The sequence below is a fragment of the Leucobacter triazinivorans genome, from assembly GCF_004208635.1.
Lineage (GTDB): Bacteria > Actinomycetota > Actinomycetes > Actinomycetales > Microbacteriaceae > Leucobacter > Leucobacter triazinivorans.
The window spans coordinates 679100-693542 of sequence record NZ_CP035806.1; the positions used below are offsets into that span (position 1 = coordinate 679100).

The window sequence follows — 14443 nt, forward strand, 5'->3', positions numbered from 1 at the left end:
ACTCACGACCGCGGCAGTTTTGCGTGCAGCGGGTTGGTGGTGACGGATGGGGGGCGGCCGGGCCCTCGATTCGGCAGCCGATCCACGACGGCCGGCTCGTGCGCGCTGCGCGCTGCGCCGTCGATGAGGCGATACGCCGACGTTCCGGCTGCAGACAGGTGCGGCGCCGTGATCGCGCGCTTCGCCGACGCGCCGCACGCTCGGCATCTCGTCTCGTCGGGAACCTCGGACATCGAATACAGGGCGTCGAAGCGGCACCCCTCCGAGCACTGGAACGAGTAACTGGGCAATGCGATCGGCCTTTCTCTGGGGGTATTGAGGGATGCGCACTCAGCGTTCGACCGGCACCTCCTGCGACTGCACCGCGGCCGGCTTTCCCAGCACCCACGCGAGTCCCAGGAGCACGACCCCGATCACCGCGGCGACGGCCCCCTCGATCGCTCCGGTGACGTAGCTGCCCGTGAGCAGCAGCATCGCGGGAACAGCGCCGGTGAAGATGCCGAGCAGCAGAGTGAACCAACCGGTGCGCCGCGTGAGCGAGTCCTTGCCGCGCGCGAGCACCAGGAAGAAGAGGAACCAGAGCACCGCCCAGGAGAACCAGATCATCCCGAATACCGGATCATCGAACTCAGTGAACTGCAGGATCCCGTAGACCACGGCGCACGCCGCAACGAACAGGGAGAACCATCCGAGCCCCTCCCCCGAGGCTCCCGTGAGCTGATTCCACGCCACGTACAGGTACGTGAATCCGAAGAGATACAGACCGGACGCGCCGAGCACCGCCGCCGGGTCGCCTCCCGATTGCAGAATGATCAGTGTGGGAAAGACGACCTGCATCCCGCCCACGAAGAGGTTCATCGCGGCGGCAGACTTCCCGGAAACGGTCCCGAGCAGCATGAGCCCGTTCACGAACAGTACGGCTCCGACGTACAGCAATCCGACATGACCCATGGTCTTCCACCCTCGCTCCATTGCGTTGACGAAATCGGGGGTGCGACCCGTGGGACACTCCCCTGTGGTGCTGGCCCGTCCGCGTCGCGATCGAAGGTCGGCACGTATTTTGGACGCTACGCCTGTTTCACAGGGAAGTCAACGAGCCCGCGGTTCCATCTCCGCAGATGCGGATCTAGACTGCATATCATGACGCATTTCCGGATAAGCGAGGCCGCAGCCCTGATCGGAGTGAGCGACGACACGATCCGCCGTTGGGCGGCCGACGGGCTCCTGCAGTCCGCCGTCGACGCGTCGGGACGGCAAGTGGTCTCGGGACGTTCGCTCGCCGCCCGGTCGCTCGCGCTGGCGCCCGAGGCCGATGAGAGCTCGCCGATCCGCCGCAGCGCGAGAAATCGTTTCACCGGGATCGTCACGGCGGTCGAGAGCTCCGGTCTCGTGGCCCAGGTCGAGCTGCAGTGCGGGCCCAATCGCGTGGTCTCGTTGATGACCGCGGAGGCGCTGCGCGAGCTCGACCTCGATGTGGGCTCCCGCGCGACGGCGATCATCAAGGCGACCAACGTCGTCATCGAGACCGAGAAGAGGTAAGTCGGCATGCCCGCTGTTCGACGCGCACATACCCGCGCACGCACCCGCATCGCAGCCGCCGCCGCGGTAGGCGCCGCCGCGCTCCTGCTGCTCGGCTGCTCCGCCCCGAGCACCTCCGCCCCGAGCACGTCGGCGCCGGCCGAGGGCACGGCGGCCGCCGGCGGGGAGTTCGAAGGCGAGCTCACGGTATTCGCCGCCGCATCTCTGCAACCCGCATTCGAGCAATTGGCCGAGAGGTTCACGGCGCAGCATCCGCGCGTCACGCTCACGCAGACCTTCGACGGATCGTCGGTCCTCGCGACCCAGATCCAGAGCGGCGCCGGCGCAGACGTCTTCGCATCGGCCGACGAGGCCAACATGCAGAAGGTGGTCGACGCCGGCCTCATCGAGAGCGAGCCGGCGACATTCGCCACCAGCGAGCTGGTGATCGCGGTGGCACCGGACAATCCGCTCGGCATCGAGACGCTCGCCGACCTCGCCCGACCGGCGACCGGCGGCGCGCTCCCGGTCGTGGTGGTCTGCGCCGCGGAGGTGCCGTGCGGCACCGCGTCGCGCACACTGCTCGAGCGCGACGGGGTCGCGCTCGATCCGGCGAGCGAAGAGCAGAACGTGACGGCCGTGCTCACCAAGGTGCGCGGCGGGGAGGCCGACGCCGGGCTCGTCTATCACTCCGACGTGCTGCGCTCGGGCGACGAGGTCGTGGGCGTGCCGATCCCCGGTGCGGAGGATGCTGCGGGGGCCTACATGATCGCCCCCGTCGTCGGATCCGCTTCGCCGGAGGCGGCCGCGGCCTTCGTCGATTTCATGGGCTCGGAGGAGGCGCAGCGCGTGCTCGCCGACCTCGGATTCCGGCCGGCGTGACCCGCTCGAACGGCGGCGAGCGTACGGCGCTGCCCCCCGCGCTCCTCGTGCCCGCGGGACTCGCGGCCGCAGTGCTCCTCCTGCCGCTCAGCGCCCTGTTCCTGCGGGTCGACTGGGCGCTCGTGCCCGCCACAATCGTCTCCCCCGCCGCGCTCAGCGCGCTGGGGCTGTCGCTCGTCACCGCCACGATCGCCACGGTGCTGTGCATCGTGCTCGGTCTGCCCCTCGCCCTGGTGATCGCCCGCGCCGACGGACTGCTCGCGACAGTGCTCCGCGCGCTCACGACGCTTCCGCTGGTACTGCCCCCGCTCGTGGGCGGTCTGGCCCTGCTCTCCCTGCTGGGCCGCGGCGGGGTGCTCGGAGATGCGCTCGAGGGCCTCGGGGTACGGATCCCGTTCACCACAGTCGCGGTGGTCATCGCGCAGACCTTCGTCGCTCTCCCGTTCCTGGTGATCGCGGTCGAGGGGGCCCTCCGCGGCATCGACCGCGGCTACGAGCGCGCCGCAGAGAGCCTCGGGGCACGGCCCTGGACGGTGCTGCGACGCGTAACGCTCCCGCTTCTCGCACCCAGCCTCACTGCCGGTGCGATCCTCTGCTTCACCCGCGCGCTCGGCGAGTTCGGAGCGACCGCGCTCTTCGCGGGCAACGCCGCCGGCACGACACGCACCATGCCGCTGGCCATCTACACGGCGTTCAACGGCGCCGGGGTATCTCAGGACACGGCGCTGACGCTCTCGCTCCTGCTCGTGCTGGTCGCCGTCGTGGCACTGCTCTTCATGCGTTCGCGGCCGGTCGGGGCGGGGCTGTGAGCGGGCGGCTCTCGTTCGAGGCGCGCGTGCAGCGCGGCGCATTCGCGCTGCACGCGACCGGGCACGTCGACCGCGGCGAGGTGCTCGGAGTGATCGGGGCGAACGGCTCGGGCAAGTCGACGCTCATCGGGGCGATCGCCGGAACGCATCGCATCACGGCCGGCCGGATCGCGCTCGGCGATCGGGTGCTGTGCTCGCGCGCGGCGGGCGCACCCGAAATCCAGATGCCTCGATCCGAGCGCCGGATCGGTCATCTCGATCAGCGGGCCAGGCTCTTCCCGCACCTCGATGTGCGCGCGAACATCGCGTTCGGCCCTCGGGCGCAGGGCGCACGCCGCCGCGCGGCCGACGTCGTCGCCGAAGAGTGGCTGGAGCGCATCGGACTGCCGGATCGAGCCCGCTCGCACGCGCATCAGCTCTCCGGCGGGCAGCAGCAGCGCGTCGCGATCGCGCGCGCACTCGCGGCGCGGCCGGATGCCGTGCTGCTCGACGAGCCGTTCGCCGCGCTCGACGTCGTGAGCAGCGAAGAGCTCCGTGCACTGGTGGCGGCGGAGCTGAGCCGGTCGGGTGTGCCGATGGTGATCGTGACGCACGACCCGGTCGATCTCATCGCGCTCGCAGACCGCGTGCTGGTGCTCGAACAGGGGCGGATCGGCCAGTCCGGGCGGGTGGCCGACGTGCTCGCCGCGCCGTCGAGCCCGTTCGCCGCCGAGTTCACCGGTCGCGTGCTCGTCAAGGGGGTCGCCTCGGAGCGGGGCACGCTGCGTCTCGCCGACGCACCGCTGGACGAGCTGCACGGACGCGGCGAATTGCCGGCGCCCGGCGAACCCGCGGTGGCGAGCTTCGCGCCCTCCTCCGTGCGCGTCCGGCCCGCGGACACGGCTCACCCGCGGAGGCTCGAACGGACGCCCCAGGGCCGCACGTGCTGGAACGACACGATCCGCTCCGTATCGGCGAGCGCCGCGGGCGCGGCGGGCGTGCGCCTCGAGTTCGCCGGCTGGCCCGGATTCGCGGCCGAGCTCCCGCTGTCGGGCGCGCTCGAACGGTGGCTCGCCACCGGCTCGCCCGTGCGTCTCGAGCTCTCGGCGGACGACGTGCGCTACGCCGTCCCGAGACGGGCCTCGGAGCCGGGCGAGGTCCCTGCACCGTGAACCCGCCCAGCGCGCGGTGTTAGGGTCTGGGGACGGGTGCGGCGCGCACCGAGCCAGCAGTTCGCATTCGAGGATCGAGGTGGAACGGAGATGTCGACAGCTCCGATACCGGGTGCGCGGCGTCTGCCCGCGACCGGCTTGCGCGATGCGCGCCGCCGGCCGCTCCGGGATCTGCGGATCTCGGTGACCGATCGCTGCAACTTCCGCTGCGTCTACTGCATGCCCAAGGAGATCTTCGGCCGGGACTACCGCTTCCTCGAGCACGATCAGCTGCTCAGCTTCTCCGAGATCGTGCGCATCGCGCGACTCGCCGTGGGGCTCGGCGTGCGCAAGCTCCGGTTGACGGGCGGCGAGCCGCTGCTGCGGAAGGGGATCGAGGAGCTCATCGCCGAGCTCGCCGCGCTCCGGACCCCGGAGGGCGCCCCGCTCGATCTAGCGCTCACGACGAACGGCTCGGCGCTCCCGGTGAAGGCGGAGGCGCTCCGCCGCGCCGGGCTGCAGCGGGTGACGGTCTCGGTGGACTCGCTCATCGAGTCGCGCTTCCAGGCGATCAACGACGTGCGGTTCCCGCTCTCCCGCGTGTTCGACGGCATCGCCGCCGCCGAGGCGGCGGGCCTCGGGCCGATCAAGGTCAACGCGGTGATCAAGCGCGGTGTCAACGACGACGAGGTGCTGGATCTCGCGGAGCACTTCCGCGAGACCGGGCGCACGCTGCGGTTCATCGAGTACATGGACGTGGGCTCCTCGAACGGCTGGGCGCTCGACGACGTGGTGCCATCGGCCGAGATCGTGCGCCGCATCGACGAGGCGCACCCGTTGGATCCGCTCCCCGCAGCGCACCCCGGCGAGACCGCGAAGCGGTGGCGCTACCGCGACGGGGCCGGGGAGATCGGCGTGATCTCGAGCGTTACCGGGGCCTTCTGCGGCTCGTGCACCCGCGCGCGGATCTCCGCGGAGGGCACGCTCTACACCTGCCTCTTCGCCACCTCCGGGACCGATCTGCGCACGCTGCTGCGGGACGGCTCCGATGACGACCGGATCACGGAGACCCTCTCGGGGGTGTGGCGCGCGCGCGACGATCACTACTCCGAGCTGCGCGCCCGCGGCGCCGGGCCGGATACCGGGCGCCGCATCGAGATGTCGTACATCGGCGGCTGAAGCGGCCGGTCCGGCGACCGCAGCGAGTCGAGAGCGCGGCCGCGCACGTTTCGACTCCTCGCAGGCCCGTCGCTCGACCAGCGGGACGGTCTACAGCCCGACCCACTCGGCGCTGCCGTCGGAGAAGTGCTGCCGCTTCCAGATCGGCACCTCGTGCTTGATCCGCTCCACCAGGCGCTCGATCGCTGCGAAGGCCTCTGCACGATGCGGCGAGGCCGCGGCAGCGACCAGGGCCGCGTCCCCGATCGCGAGGGATCCAACGCGGTGCGCGGCGGAAAGGTGGACGCCGGACCGCTCGACCTCCTCGCGCACGAGCGCGGCCAGGATCCGTTCGGCCTCGGGGTGCGCGCTGTAGTCGAGGGAGCGCACCTGCTCACCGCCATCGTGGTCACGGATCACGCCGTGGAAGAGCACGAGCGCACCGCACCGCGGTGATGCGACGGCGGCGCGCACCGCCGTCTCGTCGATCGGTTGCGCGGAGACGCGCGCATATGGCTGCTGCATGGGCTCCCTTCCGCTCGATCGAGCGCTCACTTCACCCTAGACGCTCCGGATGCACGGCACGCGCCAGTCGGCGCAGCGAGTCCGGCCTCGCGAGCGCTCCAGTCGACCGACCAGGCGGTGCTACCGTGAGGTATGACCACGATCCATGCGACGGGCACCAGCACGATGCACTTCCGCGCGGAGCGCGCGACCATCACGGCTCGCGTCACAGCGACTTCGCGCAGCCGATCCGCGAGCATCGACGAGGCGACCCGCCTCCACAACGCCACGGTGCGGCGGGCCGAACAGCTGCGCGCGAGCGGAGACGCCACCTGGCATGCTGCAGACCCCACCAGCACCTGGGCGCACAAGACCTACGCCGAGGGTTCGAAGAAGCAGGTCGTCATCGAGCACACCACCTCGAGCCGGGTGCGCATCAAGCTCGCGAACCTCGACCTCGTGAGCGAGCTGGTCACCGGGCTCGCCGAAGACGGACTGTCGACCGAGGTCACCTGGACGCTCACCGAGGCCACGCGCCGAGTGCATGAGCGGCGCGTGCGGGCCGCAGCCGTCGGCGAGGCCCGCCTCGTCGCCGAGGACTACGCGACGGCGCTGGGTACGCGTATCGGCACCGTGGTCAGCGTTTCCGATGCGCAGCCCGCCGCCTTCCCGGCGCAGCCCCGTTTCGCCGCAGCCGGTGCGGTCGGAGATGGCTCGGCGGGCATCACCGTCGAGGAGATCGCGGTGAGCGCGACGGTCTCCGGCGTCTACGAGACCGACTGAGGCTCAGGGCGCACCGAGGTCGGCGCGGGCGCTCCCCTCGAGGAGGTGCGGTGCCACGCGCTCGAGGGCGCGGATCCCGCCCCTGAGAAATCGCACCTTTCCGGCCCCCTGCGCGATGAGCGTGCGCGCGGCTCGGATTGAGCGCGGATCGCGCTCGCAGTAGACCGTGACCGGCCCCTCGAGCGCGACGCTCCCGGACTCGAGCTCGGCAAGCGGAAGCGTCTCGGATCCTCTGATCCGCAGTCGGGAGCGCTCCTCGGGGGTTCTGACGTCGAGCAGGCGCACCGTCTCGCCCTCTGCGAGCATCTCGGCGAGTTCGGGCGCCTCGATCGCGGGCGGGGCCGCGATCGAGCCGGCGCAGAACCGCTCGTAGTCGATGAGTCCGGTCACGGGCTCAGCCGACGGATCCCGACCGAACGCGACTTCGCGAGTGCGGGCCGAACGGGCGTCGTAGACGAGCACACGCCCGATCAGTGCGTCCCCGATGCCCGCGATGAGCTTGAGCGCTTCGGTCGCGAGCAGGGATCCCACCGTGCCGCAGAGCCCCGGGAGTACCCCGCCCGTGCCGCAGTCCACGACGTCTTCGGGCGGCGGCGGGGCCGGGAAGAGATCACGGAACCCGGGATACCGGGGGCGCCAGGAGATCCCGACCTGACCGTGAAACTGCAGGATCGATCCCCAGACGAGCGGGAGGCCCAGCAGCTCCGCGGCATCGGCCACGAGATAGCGGGTGGGGAAGTTGTCGCTGCCGTCGATGACGAGGTCGTAGCCGCGCAGCACGTCGAGCGCGTTCTCGGAGGTCACGCGGATCTCGTGCGCTTCGACGCGCACGCCCGGATCGAGCGCGTGCACCGTCTCAGCCAGAGACGCGACCTTCGATCTGCCGATGTCCGCGGTCCCGTGAGACACCTGCCGATGCAGGTTCGAGAGCTCCACCCGGTCGTCGTCGACGATGCCGATCGTGCCGATCCCCGCACCCGCAAGATAGGGCACGCTCGCGCTGCCCAACCCCCCTGCCCCGATCACCAGCACCCGCGCGGCCGCGAGGCGGAGCTGCGCCTCCTCGCCGAAGCCGGGCAGCAGCATCTGCCGCTGTGCGCGCGCCCGCCGGTCGTCGCCCAGCGCCCCGGCCGGCTCGACGAGCGGTCCCGGCCGCGCCTGCTGCTCCGCGTTCATGCGGCCATTGTAGGGCGTGCGTCTGCGCGCCGAGCGAGCGGAGCGAATCATCCGCGAGCAGCCGGGGCTTCGACTCGTCGCTGCGCACCTCGCTCGACCGGCGGTCGCCCCGCGGGTTGAGCGAGCGGAGCGAGTCGAACCCCACCCGCACCGGCTAGCATGGCGGTATGCCCCAGATCACCGTTCGCTACTTCGCCGCAGCCGCCGAAGCGGCAGGCCGGGACGAGGAGCGCTGGGACGCTCCCCCGGCCACCCTCGATGCGCTGCGCGACGAGCTCGGGCGCAGGTACGGCGACCCCATGCGCAAGGTGCTGCGATCCGGCTCCTTCCTGGTCGACGGGACGGTGCGCCGCGATGACGGCGAGATCCGCGGTGCGCTCGTCGACGTCCTCCCACCCTTCGCCGGGGGGTGACCGAGGTGCGCCGCTCGGTCGAGGAGCACCGGGACGAGGTGCGCGCGCTGCTCGCGCCCGTCGTGGAGCGTCTGCTGGGCGCGGTCCCGGAGCGCATCGGGATCGACTCCCCCGAACTGCTCGGACGCGTGACGGCCGAGGCGGTGCACGCGCGGACCCCGCTGCCGCCGTTCGACAACTCGCAGATGGACGGCTTTGCGGTGCGCGCGGCCGATCTGGCCGCTGCCGGCCCCGAGCACCGCGTCGCGCTGCGGCTGGGCTGGGCAACCGCTGCGGGCGACCCCCCGGGTGCGCACGCCGCAGGCACCGCGTCGCCGATCATGACGGGCGCGGCGATGCCGACCGGCGCCGACGCGGTCGTGCCCGTCGAGCACGCCCTCCCGCCACGATTCCCGTCGCTCAGCAGATCCGGTGATGCTGCGCCCGAGGGAACGGTGACGTTCGCGGCCCCCGCGTCCGTCGGAAGGTTCGTGCGCCGCGCCGGCGAAGACGTGCCGCAGGGCGCGGAGCTCGTGCCGGCGGGCACTCGCCTGACGCCGGCCCGCATCGGCCTCATCGCCTTCTCCGGGGCGGCGACCGTCGCAGTGCGGCCGCGGCCGCGCGTGCTGCTCTGCTCGACCGGCGACGAGCTCGCGCCTCGCGAGCTCGCGCTGACCCCGGGCCGGATCCACGACGCGAATTCGCCGATGCTCGCCGCGGCGCTCCGCGAGGCCGGCGCTGCAGTACGAACGGTTCGCAGCGGCGACAGCGCCGCGCAGCTGCGATCGGCGCTCGAGTCAGAGGCCGACGCGTGCGATCTCATCGTCACCTCGGGCGGCATCAGCGCCGGCGCGTTCGAGGTGGTGCGCGACGCCCTCGCTCCGCTCGGCGCCGCCTTCACCGCTCTGGCCATGCAGCCCGGCGGCCCGCAGGGTCTCGGACGGCTCGCGCTCGCGGGCCGCTCGGTTCCCGTGATCTGCTTTCCCGGCAACCCGGTCAGCGCGTTCATCTCGGCCGAGGTGTTCCTGCTGCCGACGCTGCGCGGTCTCGCAGGGATGCCCGAGGAGCGGCCCCGCGAGCAGCGCGATCTCGCCCACTCCGTGGAGTCTCCGGCCGACAAGCACCAGGTGCGGCGCGGTCGGATCGAGGCCGACGGGCGCGTCTCGCTGAGCGCGCCGGGATCGCACCTGCTCGGCGACCTCGCCGAGGCCGAGCTGCTGGCGCATCTGCCGCGCGGCATCGCCGCACTGCCCGAGAACGCACCGGTCGAAATCTGGAGGATCGATGGCTGAACAGACCGACGAGACGCATGCATCACGGCTCACCCACCTGCGCGGCGACGGCAGTGCGCACATGGTCGACGTCACGGAGAAGGGCGTCACGAAACGCACCGCCCGGGCCGGGGCGACCCTCGTCACGCGCACCGACGTCGTCGAGCTGCTCGTCTCGGGAGCCCTTCCCAAGGGAGAGGCGCTGGGGACGGCGCGGATCGCCGGGATCATGGCGGCCAAGCGCACCTCCGATCTCATCCCGCTGTGCCACCCGCTGCCGCTGACCCGGCTTGCCATCGACTTCGAGCCGGCGGCGGACCGAGTCCGGATCATCGCCACCGTGACGACGCGCGGAGTCACCGGGGTCGAGATGGAGGCCCTCACCGCGGCGAGCGTGGCGGCGCTGACGCTCTACGACATGATCAAGGCCGTCGACAAGCACGCCACCATCACCGACACGCGGGTGCTGGCGAAATCGGGCGGCAAGAACGGCGATTGGTCGCTCGAGTGAGGCGCGCGATCGTGGTCGTCGTGTCGACCCGCGCGGCCGCCGGCACCACGCGCGACCTCACCGGCCCCGTGATCGCGGCCTGGCTGGCGCAGCGCGGCTTCGTCGCAGACGAGCCCGTGGTCGTGCCGGACGGCGGCGCCGTGACCGACGCGCTCGGCGCCGCACTCGCGGCCGCCCCGGACGTCATCGTGACCACCGGCGGCACCGGGGTCTCGCCCGACGATCGCACGCCGGAGCAGGTGGCACCGCTGCTCGACGTGCAGCTGCCCGGGCTCATCGAGGAGATCCGCCGGCGAGGCGCGCAGACCGTACCCACCGCGCTGCTGACGCGCGGCGTGGCCGGATTCATCGGCGACGCGTTCGTGATCACACTCCCGGGCTCCCCGGGCGGCGTGCGCGACGGCCTCGACGTGCTCGATCCCGTGCTCGAGCACGTGCTGGCGCAGCGCTCCGGTTCCGCGGCGGGCGCGCACAGGGAACGGTAGTCCGCTGGGCCGGGATCCCAGGGGTACCGGGGGTACCGGGGGTACCGGGGGTACCGGGGTCCCCGATCCCGGACCGCGAGCCGCGAGCCGCGATCCGCGATCCGCGATCCGTCGAGAGTGCGAAAAGTGCCGCTCGGGCGGACCGTGAACGACACATATCGGGCTCTCGACGAAACACGCGGGGGGGGAGCCTGCGACTCGTTCCTCGCGCAGGATGACAGCAAGCGTCTCGCGCAGGAAGACAGCAGGCGCCTCGCGCAACGGCGCGACCGCGGTGCATGCGGTACGCCGGCGCATTCCGGGCGCGCAGGATGGCGGGGCGCGGCGGCGCGAACCTCAGACCCCGAACAGCCCCTCGATGGGCCCGCGCGCGAAGAAGACCACGAAGCCCGATGCCACGACCCACAGGAGCCAGTGCACCTGCTTCGCCCGCCCGCTCAGCGCGTGGACCAGCACCCAGGCGACGAACCCGGCGCCGATGCCGTTGGCGATCGAATAGGTCATCGGCATCACGGCCGCGGTCAGGAACACGGGGAGCAGCACGCGGAAGTCGCTGAGATCGATGTTCTTGATCTGCGCCATCATCAGTGCGCCGACGATCACGAGCGCTGCGGCGGCGACCTCCGTCGGCACGATCTGCGTGAGCGGAGTGAAGAACATGGCGAGCAGGAACATGAGCCCCGTCACGATGTTGGCGAACCCGGTGCGGGCGCCCTCGCCGATACCCGCCCCTGACTCGATGAACACCGTGTTCGACGACGACGAGGTCGCTCCGCCGACGATCGCGCCGACGCCCTCGACCACGAGCGCCGACTTCAACCGCGGGAAGTTCCCCCGCTCGTCGGCCAGGCCGGCTTCACGCGAGAGCCCCGTCATGGTGCCCATCGCGTCGAAGAAGTTCGTGAAGAGCAGGGTGAACACGAGCATCACGATGGTCACCGCGCCCACCCGGCCGAGATCGAAGCTGACCGCGCCGATCAGGCTGAGATCGGGCAGGCCGAACGGGGAGCTGCCGAGTTCGGGGACGGTGAGCCCCCAGCCGCCCGCGTTGGCGACCTGTCCGTCGGCACCGGTGCGCGGGCCGAGGTGCAGAAGCGCCTCGACGATCACCGAGATGACCGTGCCCGCGACGAGGCCGATGAGCAGCCCGCCCTTCACCTTCGCGGCGAGCAGCACTCCAGTGAGCACGAGCGTGATGACGAAGATGAGCGTCGGGATCGTGACGACCGAGCCGCCGATGCCCAGGCCCACCGGCGGCGACCCCTGCCCGGTCGAGGTCACGAAACCCGCATTGACGAAGCCGATGAACGCGATGAAAAGACCGATGCCGACCGTGATCGCGAGCTTCAGCTCGACCGGCACGGCGTCGAAGATCATGCGACGCAGGCCCGTTGCCGCGAGCAGGACGATGAGCAGGCCGTTGATCACGACGAGGGCCATCGCCTCGGGCCAGGTGACCTGTCCGACCACGGAGAACGCCAGGAACGCATTGATCCCGAGCCCCGCTGCGAAACCGAAGGGTAGCCGCGAGACGATGCCGAAGAGGATCGTCATGACCCCCGCCGTGAGGGCTGTCACCGCGCTCACCGCGGGGAACGCGAGGGTGTTGCCCTCGACGTCCACGCCGCTCGTGAGGATGATGGGATTGAGGATCACGATGTAGGCCATCGTCACGAATGTGACCAGGCCGCCGCGGATCTCCGTGGCGAACGTGGAGCCCCGCTCGGTGATCTGGAAGTACCGGTCGATGGAGCCGACCTCGCGCTTCGCCCTCTGCTGGCTGCTCCCCTGCTGGCTGCTCCCCTGCCGCGCCTCTGCCACCGGCCGCTCCGTTCCCTCGCGCTGAGTGTTGCCCGAACAGCAGTACGCTACCACTCCGGCGGCCGTGCCCTTCGCCCTCCCGCGGCAAGAGCTGCGCGCGGGCGAGGCCCTTCCGGCCCACCCGAACCCCACCCGAACCCCACCCGCCTCACCCGGCTCGCCCGGCCCACCCGAGCCCCACCCGAACCACGCGCGTCAGTAGTCGTCACCTCGGCGCAGTCCTGGTGACGACTACTGACGCGCGTGGCAATGAGCGCAGGGGACGGAGGGAGCACCGGGCGCACGGGAGCAGAGGGGGCGACGGGGTCTCCGTCCTCCCGCTCGTGCGTGTGCCGAGACCCCCCGGAACATGACGAGGGCCCGTCCCCCGGTTCATCGAACCGGGCGAACGGGCCCTGCGGGATCGGGGTGGCGCGTCAGCTGACACCCTGCAGATCGATGACGAAGATGAGGGTCTTGCCCGAGAGCGGGTGCCCTCCCGCGGTGCCGTAGGCCTGAGCCGGGGGCACGACCAGCTTGCGACGGCCACCGACCTTCATCCCGGGGATGCCCGCCTGCCACCCCTGGATCAGCGAGCGCAGGGGGAAGTTGATCGACTCGCCGCGGCTCCAGGACGAGTCGAACTCCTCGCCCGATTCGTACTCGACGCCCAGGTAGTGCACGTCGACCGTCGAGCTCGCGAGTGCCTCCTCGCCGCTGCCCTCCACGATGTCCACGATCTGCAGCTCGGTGGGTGCGGGGCCCTCCGGGAACTCGATCTCCGGCTTCGTCCTCGGTGTTTCACTCATAGGACCATTCTCTCGGATCCCCGGCTCCCGACGCACGCGAGTTCGCTCAGAGGGAACCCGGTCGCACGCATGTCCAGTGCGTACCGTACAAAGATTCGGCGTCGACACGTGAGGGACTCGCACGAATCCCGCCTCCGACACGGGGTCGGATACCCTTGAGCCTGTGAGATTCGCGCACCTGATCCTCTCCCCCGGTTCTGCACCCGAGCTCGTGGTCGTCCACGACGGGCGCTACGCCCCCGTGCACGCCCTCGGCGCCGCGCACACGACGCTGCAGCAGCTCATCGAGGCCGGACCCGAGGAGCTCGACCGCCTGCGCCAGGCCGCCGGGCAGCTCGCCGACGATGCGTGGATCGACATCACGGGCGCGAGCTACGCCCCCGCGATCATCGGCGCACCCATCGTGCTGGCGGTCGGCCTCAACTACGACGAGCACGCCAGCGAGCTCAGCCTCGACAACGACTCGGGGCCCGTGCTCTTCTCGCTTTTCCCCAACTCGCTCGGCGCCCACGAGGGCGAGGTGCCGCTCACCGCGCACCTCAGCGAGGAGGTCGACTACGAGGGCGAGCTGGGTGTGATCATCGGCGCCCCCGCGAAGAACGTGGCGCCGGAGGACGCCCTCGACTACGTCTTCGGGTATACCGCAATCAACGACATCACGGCGCGCAACATCCAGTTCCAGGAACCGCAGTGGTCGCGGTGCAAGTCGTTCGACGGCTTCACGCCGATCGGGCCGGTGGTGGTGACCGCGGACCAGATCCCCGATCCCCAGGCCCTGCACATCACGACCGACGTCGACGGCCTGCGCGTACAGGACTCGACCACCGAGTACATGATTCGCACTGTGGCCCAGTTGATCTCGTCGATCTCGCAGTCGCTCACGCTGCTTCCCGGCACGGTGATCTCCACCGGATCGCCCGGCGGTGCGGGTCGATCTCGCAAGCCCCCGCTGTATCTTCGGCCAGGCACCGAGGTCACCGTGACGATCGAGGGCATCGGGGCGCTCACCTCGCACTGCACTGAGGCGTAGCCGAGCGCTGGTCGGCTGAGCGAGCGGATCGTGTCCGCCCGTTGGGCGAAGCGCAGCGAAGTCGACACCTGAGCACCCGGGGTTCGACTCGTCGCAAGCTCCTCGCTCGACCAGCGACCCCGCCGGGTGAGCAAAGCGCAGCGGAGTCGACACCCGCGCACCAACCGGGACGGTTTCGACTCGCT

At 71.0% G+C, this 14443-nt stretch carries 17 protein-coding genes; 11 read left to right on the top strand and 6 right to left on the bottom strand.

The annotated features are described in order from the left end of the window. Window positions 1-2: 2 nt before the first annotated feature. Together EVS81_RS03095 and EVS81_RS03100 are read right to left on the bottom strand one after the other, a co-directional pair. Window positions 3-233 (bottom strand): FmdB family zinc ribbon protein, encoded by a 231-nt coding sequence (locus EVS81_RS03095; RefSeq protein WP_240740043.1) that lies wholly within the window; start codon window positions 231-233, stop codon window positions 3-5. Between the two features lie 97 nt (window positions 234-330). Then, window positions 331-951, bottom strand: a complete 621-nt coding sequence (locus EVS81_RS03100) for an AmiS/UreI family transporter (protein WP_130109088.1) — start codon at window positions 949-951, stop codon at window positions 331-333. A gap of 189 nt (window positions 952-1140) precedes the next feature. Between EVS81_RS03100 and EVS81_RS03105 the strand changes: the two genes are divergently transcribed. From EVS81_RS03105 to moaA, 5 genes are all read left to right on the top strand, one after another. Further along, entirely contained in the window at window positions 1141-1539 is a 399-nt protein-coding gene (locus tag EVS81_RS03105; RefSeq protein WP_130109089.1) for a TOBE domain-containing protein, read from the top strand. 6 nt (window positions 1540-1545) lie between these two features. Then, entirely contained in the window at window positions 1546-2400 is an 855-nt protein-coding gene (gene modA / locus EVS81_RS03110) for a molybdate ABC transporter substrate-binding protein (protein WP_130109090.1), read from the top strand. Then, window positions 2397-3209 (top strand): ABC transporter permease, encoded by an 813-nt coding sequence (locus EVS81_RS03115; protein WP_240739941.1) that lies wholly within the window; start codon window positions 2397-2399, stop codon window positions 3207-3209. The genes modA and EVS81_RS03115 overlap by 4 nt, the downstream gene beginning before the upstream one ends. Further along, window positions 3206-4360, top strand: coding sequence for a sulfate/molybdate ABC transporter ATP-binding protein (locus EVS81_RS15740; RefSeq protein ID WP_165384169.1), 1155 nt, complete (start codon window positions 3206-3208; stop codon window positions 4358-4360). The genes EVS81_RS03115 and EVS81_RS15740 overlap by 4 nt, the downstream gene beginning before the upstream one ends. 90 nt (window positions 4361-4450) lie before the next feature. Beyond that, on the top strand, window positions 4451-5518 hold the full coding sequence (gene moaA, locus EVS81_RS03125) for a GTP 3',8-cyclase MoaA (protein WP_130109091.1): 1068 nt from the start codon (window positions 4451-4453) through the stop codon (window positions 5516-5518). A 90-nt stretch (window positions 5519-5608) separates the two neighbouring features. Here the strand turns inward: moaA and EVS81_RS03130 are convergent, their stop codons facing one another. Next, window positions 5609-6022 (bottom strand): molybdenum cofactor biosynthesis protein MoaE, encoded by a 414-nt coding sequence (locus EVS81_RS03130; RefSeq protein WP_130109092.1) that lies wholly within the window; start codon window positions 6020-6022, stop codon window positions 5609-5611. A gap of 132 nt (window positions 6023-6154) precedes the next feature. Here EVS81_RS03130 and EVS81_RS03135 point away from each other — a divergent pair, with 132 nt between their 5' ends. Beyond that, entirely contained in the window at window positions 6155-6784 is a 630-nt protein-coding gene (locus EVS81_RS03135; RefSeq protein ID WP_130109093.1) for an SIMPL domain-containing protein, read from the top strand. A gap of 3 nt (window positions 6785-6787) precedes the next feature. Here EVS81_RS03135 and EVS81_RS03140 read toward each other — a convergent pair whose 3' ends face one another. Next, the gene (locus tag EVS81_RS03140; RefSeq protein ID WP_130109094.1) at window positions 6788-7960 is read right to left on the bottom strand and encodes a ThiF family adenylyltransferase; all 1173 of its coding nucleotides are present in this window, start codon (window positions 7958-7960) and stop codon (window positions 6788-6790) included. 167 nt (window positions 7961-8127) lie between these two features. Between EVS81_RS03140 and EVS81_RS03145 the strand changes: the two genes are divergently transcribed. From EVS81_RS03145 to EVS81_RS03160, 4 genes are read left to right on the top strand one after another with little or no spacing between them, the layout of a single operon-like run. Beyond that, window positions 8128-8373, top strand: a complete 246-nt coding sequence (locus EVS81_RS03145; RefSeq protein ID WP_130109095.1) for a MoaD/ThiS family protein — start codon at window positions 8128-8130, stop codon at window positions 8371-8373. Then, entirely contained in the window at window positions 8370-9644 is a 1275-nt protein-coding gene (locus EVS81_RS03150; RefSeq protein ID WP_240739942.1) for a molybdopterin molybdotransferase MoeA, read from the top strand. Before EVS81_RS03145 ends, EVS81_RS03150 begins: the two co-directional genes overlap by 4 nt. Next, window positions 9637-10134, top strand: coding sequence for a cyclic pyranopterin monophosphate synthase MoaC (moaC, locus tag EVS81_RS03155; protein ID WP_130109096.1), 498 nt, complete (start codon window positions 9637-9639; stop codon window positions 10132-10134). The genes EVS81_RS03150 and moaC overlap by 8 nt, the downstream gene beginning before the upstream one ends. 11 nt (window positions 10135-10145) lie before the next feature. Further along, window positions 10146-10619: a MogA/MoaB family molybdenum cofactor biosynthesis protein gene (locus EVS81_RS03160; protein ID WP_240739943.1), complete on the top strand. Its 474-nt coding sequence runs from the start codon at window positions 10146-10148 to the stop codon at window positions 10617-10619. 336 nt (window positions 10620-10955) lie between these two features. Here the strand turns inward: EVS81_RS03160 and EVS81_RS03165 are convergent, their stop codons facing one another. After that, a complete protein-coding gene (locus EVS81_RS03165; protein WP_130111260.1) occupies window positions 10956-12368 on the bottom strand; it encodes an NCS2 family permease in 1413 nt (470 codons plus the stop codon). A 488-nt stretch (window positions 12369-12856) separates the two neighbouring features. Further along, window positions 12857-13228, bottom strand: coding sequence for an FKBP-type peptidyl-prolyl cis-trans isomerase (locus tag EVS81_RS03170; RefSeq protein WP_130109098.1), 372 nt, complete (start codon window positions 13226-13228; stop codon window positions 12857-12859). Window positions 13229-13391: 163 nt separating this feature from the next. Here EVS81_RS03170 and EVS81_RS03175 point away from each other — a divergent pair, with 163 nt between their 5' ends. After that, entirely contained in the window at window positions 13392-14258 is an 867-nt protein-coding gene (locus EVS81_RS03175) for a fumarylacetoacetate hydrolase family protein (protein ID WP_130109099.1), read from the top strand. Window positions 14259-14443: the final 185 nt, after the last annotated feature.